Raw genomic sequence first — 7,185 nt, 5'->3', positions numbered from 1 at the left:
TCCTGTGGGAAATGTTTGACCTGAAGATCCACTTTTTTGAGCGGGTTTTGCTAAAAAAGTTAGCTGAAGGACAAACCCCACGGAAAGGGAAGTGGGTAGCCGGAGTGGTGGTCAAGCAGTAGCTATTATTCCATAATAGCTACTAGAGGAAGCGTAAATCTGAGCATTTAGTGATAAGGACTGAGCGAATTTTGCTCCGTTTTTTTTATGTTTTGCTGCTGTTAAAGGGCGCTTACCCCTTGTTTGTAGACTTCCTATTTAAAAACTCCTCTTATGATTAGAAAAAAGCTCCTACAATTTAAGCTTTAGTTAATAAGTACGCTCCATTTATTAACGGCTAGTAGCCTCTGTTTCCTTTTGTTACACAGACAACTCAAATTTACAATAATTTTAAATATAGCTCCTACATGAACTAGATGGTATTAATATAACGTAAATAATTTACTTCCCCTTTACAATTTAAGCTGACTATGACCATCCCTCTCCCTGTTAGAGCTTAAAACATCAGCATTTCTAATAACTTTCCATATATTGGGGTAAAAATAGATGATTAACTTTCATTTACAAAAAAACAGCTTTTATTTAATTATGGCTTTAATCTTCCTTTACATTTGGCTACTACAATAAAGTTAGACATCGAAATAAGTGTGTTGGAAAGGAGGATCTTGATGACTAAAACAGAATTACACATTCATTCGACATTTTCCGATGGAGGTTATAATCCAGCAGAAATAATAAACAAAGCAGCAGCAACAGGTATACAAATTCTTTCTTTTACGGATCATGACGCTATTGGTGCTTATGATGCAGCTTTACGCCATGCGGAAGCGAATCATATTACGTTAATTCCAGGGATAGAGCTCAATACAGATGGGGAAGACGGAGAGCTACACATCCTTGGGTATTTTTTTGATCCTCACCATAGGAAAATGTTTGAGTATACATTATGGCGCAAACAGGAGCGTACTATATGGACCAAAAAGATAAATACGCTGTTAAATCAGCTTGGTTATCTGATTACGTTTGAAGGTGTAACGCAGCATGTCCCTGGAGAGATTATCGTACGTACACATATAGCGGAAGCACTTGCAAAAGAAAAATATTTTACAACGGCAAGAGAAGCTTATGAGGAATTATTAATTAAAGGTAAGCCAGCATTTGTGGAGCGTGCTGCTTTTTCTGCAAAAGACGCAATTGCGTTAATTCATGACTGTGGTGGGGAGGCTTATTTAGCACACCCCGGAACGTATTCCTCTCCAGTTCCGATAGATAATTTAATATCGTATGGGATAGATGGGATAGAGGTATACCATTCTAAACATAGCGAGGAAGATATCCATCATTGGTTAGCGTATGCCAAAAAACATGAGCTGCTCGTTTCCGGTGGTTCTGATTATCACGGAACGGAAGCAAGGAATTCTGTTGCAATAGGAAGTGTGCAGTTGGATGAACAATCCAAACAACATTGGATGAAACGAGTTGATCAATTATGAAATTTTTTATATCTTCCTCTTTATGTTGGGATTACCACCCGAAAGAAGTAATAACACTTGCTAAGAAGTTTTGTTTTTCAGGTGTAGAAATGTGGGCTGAACATATCTACCATCATGATGCTAATGCTAAGGTATTGCGTGATTATGCTAAAGAAGAGGGTATTGCTTTAACATTACATGCGTCCAGCTGGGATCTCAATATTTGTTCCATTAATAAGGGGATACAGGAGCAATCAGTGAAAGAACTAAAAAAATCAATTGATTTAGCGTCACAATTACAAGTGTTACACATGACGTTTCATCCGGGCAGATTTACGGTGAAAGATTATCTTTGGGAATATCATCAGGATCGCTTAATTGAAAATACGCAGGAATTATTAGCGTACGCTGCCGATAAGCAGGTAACACTGTCGCAAGAGTTAATGGAACCTATTGCTAAAGAGATTTTAACCCAACCAAAACATATGAATGTGTTTCAAGATAAAGTGGGTACAGAGCTTCCGGTTACTTTGGATATTGCACATGTTCCTTTGCATGAAAGCTCGATTCAATATTTGGAGCAATTAAGGTTTGTAAATAGTATTCACCTTAGTGATTCTAGTAAAGAACAATATCATGTTCCTTTAGGTGAAGGAGAGGTAGAGCTTCAGCACATATTAGAAGTTCTATCTACTATGGATGTTCCAATTGTACTAGAAGGTATGGACACGTCACGTGAATTAACTTTTTTAAAAAAGCATATTCAATTTCTTTATAACCATAAGTGGATCGAGAGGAAGGTATCTATTTGAAAATATTAATTACAAATGATGATGGCATTTTTGCACCTGGTGTGCAGGCGTTGGCAGATTTGCTTTCCCATTTTGGTGAAGTAACCGTCGTTTGCCCTGAAACAGAAAAAAGTGCCTATAGCCATAAAATAACGTTAAGACAACCATTGAAGTTAAAAAAAGTTGATTTTGCCTCACATGCAGAAGCCTTTGCTGTCAACGGTTCACCGGCAGATTGTGTCAAGCTTGGTATGGAGGTCTTACTTCCAGAAAAACCGGATATTGTTTTTTCTGGAATTAATATCGGACCGAATGTTGGTCGTGATTTGTACTATTCTGGAACAATTGCTGCTGCGCAAGAAGCAATGCTCTATCAGGTTCCTTCTGTTTCTGTGTCTTTAGAAACATTTGATAGCCGAAAAATAAAATTTGATATCGTGAAACAATTACTTTATCAAGTTGTGGAGGTGATTGTACAGAATAAAATCCCCAAAAATTTAATGCTTAATGTGAACTTACCTTACACGTCAAAAGAGCTCTGTAAAGGTGTTCGGGTGGTTCCGATGGATTTATCGGTATCACGCTATAACTTTGCTGGATTAAATGATCCCCACGGTCACATTTATTACTGGCTGAAGGATCACTATCATGAATTAGAGCTAAATGAAGGAACAGATTATCATTTGCTACGAGAAGGATATGTTACTATCTCGCCTATTGAATTAGTGCACACACGAAAGAGAAGAATTGATCAATTAACACGCTGGTTTTATCAATATACAAATTTACAGGAGGAAAAATAAATGAAAAGAATGGTTCTTTTTATGACATTATCATTGCTTTTAATATTTCTTGCGGCTTGCGGTGAAAGTGGAACTAATTCGAATGAATCTGATAAAGATAAGGATTCGAATGCGAGTGCAGCTAGTGATATGAGTGGTGAAATAGAGTTTTACACTTCCCAGCCTGATGTAGATGCGGAGAAGCTGGTGGATGCATTTAATCAAGAATATCCAGATGTTAAGGTAAACATATTCCGCTCAGGAACAGAAGAAGTAATCAGTAAAATTAACGCAGAAAATCAAGCTGGAGAAGTACAAGCTGATGTTTTACTAGTAGCAGATGCTGTAACCTTTGAAGGTTTAAAGAAAGAAAATATGCTAATGAATTATATGTCTCCAGAAGCTGAATCCATTCCGAACGATTTTGTTGATCCGGACGGTATGTACACGGGTACAAAAATAATGGCTACTGGTCTGATTGTAAATACAGATAAGGTTTCCGCAGCACCAACCTCATGGCAGGCGTTAACATCAGAAGATGCAAGCGACCAAATAGTCATGCCAAGTCCATTGTACTCTGGTGCAGCAGCATATAATTTGAGCGTATTGACCCGTAATCAAGCATTTGGCTGGGATTTTTATGAAGCTGTACAAAAGAATAGTCCAATGATTACGGAAGGAAATGGAGCAGTAATGGAAAACGTATCATCCGGTCAAAAATCATATGGGATGGTCGTAGACTATTTAGCTGCTCGTGCGGCAAATGACGGTTCTCCAGTTCAATTAGTTTATCCAGAAGAGGGTGTACCTGTCATTACAGAACCAGTTGGCATCATGGCAGATACCGATCAAGAGGAAGTAGCGAAGGCTTTTGTTGATTTTATCTTGTCTGAAAAAGGGCAAAAAATGCAAGCAAAGATTGGATATACTCCGATTCGTGAAGGAGTTGAACCACCAAAGGGTTTAAAATCGCTTGATGAAATTAAGGTATTACAAGCTCCGATAGAGGAGTTATATGAAAGCCGTGCATCAGATAAAGAGAAATTTGATGAACTGTTCTCCAAATAAGGATTACTAATTGTAGGTGATTGTATTGAATAATAAGGATTGGAATACTTTAACTAAAATAGAAGGGATGCGCAGAGGCGCATTTCCTTCTAGGTTATTTAACATATCATTGAAAACAGTTGGCATTATACTGGTAGCTATATTTTTTATCGTTCCTATCATTCGATTGGTGATGATGAGCTTTACAACGGAAGAAGGATTTTCATTACAGTATTATCAAGAGATTTTGCAGGATCAGCGAACATGGCAAGTGTTAAAAAATACGTTGATAATTGTAACTGGATCTACCATCATTGCTTTTATACTGGGTACGTTTTTTGCTTGGATTGTAGCATATACAGATATTCGTATGAAACGCCTGGTACAATTGTTTGTTTTTTTACCTTTTGTTATTCCTTCCTATATCACCTCGTTGGCATGGGTTCAATTTTTTGGCCCTGGTGGATTAATGGAGCGTATGGTGGCTTTCTTATCATTACCGAGCCTTTCCTGGGATTTGTATAGTATGTCTGGAATTATCTTTGTCATGGGGATTAGTCATTTTCCACTCGTTTATTTATTTTCTATCCATGTATTTCGAAAAATACCTCGAGAAATGGAGCTGGCTGCCCAAATATCTGGATCAACGCGATGGAATACGTTTAAAAAGATCATTCTGCCTATGGCACTTCCTGGCATTGTAGGTGGTTCATTTATTGCATTTTTAGGAAGTTTAGACAATTTTGGAATACCTGCTTTCTTAGGTACACCTGCTGATATCCCTGTATTATCCACATATATTTATCAACAAGTGATTGGCTTTGGTACATCCGCATTTAATCATGCTGCGGTATTATCAATGATACTAGGGGGCGTGGCGGTGACTGGTCTATTCGTCCAATGGCTGTTATTAAGGAAATCGAAACAAGTAGAAACAACCAAATTAGATTATACGCCTCGTTATACTTTGGGGAAAAAGCGAATTGTTGTTGAAAGTATGATGTGGCTGTTCTTTGCTGTTACAAGTATTTTTCCATTAATTTCAATGGCAATGCTTTCGTTTTTACGTGCATATGGTCTTGATTTCCTTCCAGAAAATTTCTCGCTGAAAAATTATCAATACATTCTAACGAGTAATTCTACGATAGATGCTATTTTTACTAGTATGAAACTAGCTAGTGTGACTGCTGTTATAGGAATAATCGCAGGAACCATATTTGCTTATTTGCGTATTCGTAAAACGAACACCACGATAAAAGTGATGGAAACGGCAATTACAGTTCCTTATGCATTACCTGGGATGGTTTTAGCGTTAGCGATGATATTTGCATGGATGGAACCAATTAAAGGTTGGAACCCAGGTATCTATGGATCTGCCATCATCTTATATATTGCCTATATTACGAGATTTTTAATTTTACAGATAAGGAGTGGTGTGACAGCATTTCAGCAAATAGATATTCAGATTGAAGAGGCGGCACGAGTTAGTGGAACAAATGGTATAGGTAAGTGGAAGAAAATCTTGATTCCTTTAATTACACCAGGGATTTTAGGTGGAGCATTGTTAGTGTTTCTTAGTGCTTTATCAGAGCTTACTGTTTCTTCTCTACTATACGCTTCGACATCTGAGACGATTGGTGTGTCTATATTAAGCTTTCAGCAATCGGGCTATTCTTTATATGCTACGGCCTTCTCTAGTATTATTGTAGCTTTAATTATGCTTGGATATTTAGTGCTATTTGCTGTACAGCGTTTTTGGAGCAGAAAGGTGGATAAAAGTAAATGAGTACAACTGTACAAAACGTAACCAAAAAATTTGGAAGTTATCAAGCACTTCATCGTATTAATCTATCCATTCAAGAAGGGGAATTTCTTGCGATTCTCGGTCCATCTGGATGTGGGAAAACAACACTATTACGCTTATTGGCAGGGTTTGAGTCACCTACCGATGGAAGTATTTTATTGGATGGTATAGAGGTAGCAAATGCGAAAACAGCTACTCCTCCAGAGCAAAGAAACGTAAGTATGGTATTCCAATCATTTGCCTTATGGCCGCATATGAATGTAAAGGAGCATATTCAATTTCCCTTACAGCATCACCGTTTTGCTGATAAAGCAATAAAGCAAGATGCCAATCAGCGAATTCAGGAGGTGTTGGAGATTGTTAACTTAACAAACTTTTCTGACCGAATGCCTGGTGAATTATCAGGTGGTCAGAAACAGCGTGTTTCACTTGCTAGAGCGATTGCTCCGAAGCCGAAATTATTGCTAATGGATGAACCTCTAAGTAATCTTGATGCAGAGTTACGTATGGAGATGCGACGGGAAATTCAAAACCTCCACCAATTAACCAAGGCATCTATAGTGTATGTTACGCATGATCAAGGAGAAGCTCTGGCAATGGCAGATCGAATTGTTGTGATGAATAATGGAGAGATAGAACAAATTGGTACGCCTGAAGAGATTTATTATCATCCAGAGACGCCGTTTGTTGCAAAATTTGTGGGAAAAGCTAATTTGTTCGAGGGTAGTTGGGAAGGAGATTCCTTTACCCTTAAGCATAGCAATGTGAAGTGGAAGGATTGGGGCATCTCCAATAAATTAAAGGAAAAGAGTATCTATCCATTGCGACCAGAGCAAATTACATTATCAAGAAAAGAGCACGGGGAGCTTACCGGTACTATTAAAACAAAACAGTTTCAAGGAAGGGATTATCACTATTCCGTAGCTGTGAATGATCAAGTTATTATCGGACATATACCGCTTAGTAAACCATTTGAAGTTGGTGAAAACGTCTCGGTTATCCCAATAGAAGGTTAGGTTGGGCATCATGCAGTTATTCTACGTAGATTTTTGGAGAATGGATGTGATCTGGATATCATATTATGTCAAAATCTTAAATAGTATGATCTATAGCGACTAATGCTTTAAATATAAGTCAAATACAGCCATTGGCTGTATTTTTTTTAAGCGAAGTAGTTATTTTGAAATGTTTGATGTATATTGGCAATGCTCCGACTAATTACTTCGCTTTCCGTGGGCACGGCCTCAACTAACTTTGCAAAGAAGAACACGTTGCAAAGTGGATTTTCG

The 7,185-nt window shown here is 37.8% G+C and carries 6 protein-coding genes; all 6 read left to right on the top strand.

What is annotated here, in order from left to right; all coding sequences use genetic code 11:
* The first annotated feature begins 668 nt into the window (after window positions 1-668).
* Genes RVS70_RS21150 through RVS70_RS21125 form a run of 6 tightly spaced genes read left to right on the top strand, consistent with a single transcriptional unit; the run spans window position 669 to window position 6,912 of the window.
* On the top strand, window positions 669-1,493 hold the full coding sequence (locus RVS70_RS21150; RefSeq protein ID WP_121604331.1) for a PHP domain-containing protein: 825 nt from the start codon (window positions 669-671) through the stop codon (window positions 1,491-1,493).
* Window positions 1,490-2,284 carry a sugar phosphate isomerase/epimerase family protein gene (locus RVS70_RS21145; RefSeq protein ID WP_051388220.1) on the top strand — a complete coding sequence of 265 codons (795 nt, stop codon included), beginning with the start codon at window positions 1,490-1,492 and terminating at the stop codon, window positions 2,282-2,284. Before RVS70_RS21150 ends, RVS70_RS21145 begins: the two co-directional genes overlap by 4 nt.
* Entirely contained in the window at window positions 2,281-3,066 is a 786-nt protein-coding gene (gene surE, locus RVS70_RS21140) for a 5'/3'-nucleotidase SurE (protein ID WP_026679639.1), read from the top strand. The genes RVS70_RS21145 and surE overlap by 4 nt, the downstream gene beginning before the upstream one ends.
* Window positions 3,067-4,113: an ABC transporter substrate-binding protein gene (locus tag RVS70_RS21135; protein WP_026679638.1), complete on the top strand. Its 1,047-nt coding sequence runs from the start codon at window positions 3,067-3,069 to the stop codon at window positions 4,111-4,113.
* 25 nt (window positions 4,114-4,138) lie between these two features.
* Complete coding sequence (locus RVS70_RS21130; RefSeq protein WP_321134715.1) at window positions 4,139-5,878, top strand: iron ABC transporter permease; 1,740 nt, start codon at window positions 4,139-4,141, stop codon at window positions 5,876-5,878.
* Window positions 5,875-6,912 (top strand): ABC transporter ATP-binding protein, encoded by a 1,038-nt coding sequence (locus tag RVS70_RS21125; protein WP_121604332.1) that lies wholly within the window; start codon window positions 5,875-5,877, stop codon window positions 6,910-6,912. The genes RVS70_RS21130 and RVS70_RS21125 overlap by 4 nt, the downstream gene beginning before the upstream one ends.
* Window positions 6,913-7,185 lie beyond the last annotated feature (273 nt).

The organism is Virgibacillus sp. M23 (genome assembly GCF_034190895.1).
Lineage (GTDB): Bacteria > Bacillota > Bacilli > Bacillales > Amphibacillaceae > Virgibacillus > Virgibacillus salarius.
This window is presented reverse-complemented; position numbering and strand designations above follow the sequence as displayed.

Excerpts from the sequence above, each read along its gene's own strand:
- RVS70_RS21150 (WP_121604331.1), top strand. The coding sequence starts at position 669 with ATGACTAAAACAGAATTACACATTCATTCGACATTTTCCGATGGAGGT.
- RVS70_RS21145 (WP_051388220.1), top strand. The coding sequence starts at position 1,490 with ATGAAATTTTTTATATCTTCCTCTTTATGTTGGGATTACCACCCGAAA.
- RVS70_RS21135 (WP_026679638.1), top strand. The coding sequence starts at position 3,067 with ATGAAAAGAATGGTTCTTTTTATGACATTATCATTGCTTTTAATATTT.
- RVS70_RS21125 (WP_121604332.1), top strand. The coding sequence starts at position 5,875 with ATGAGTACAACTGTACAAAACGTAACCAAAAAATTTGGAAGTTATCAA.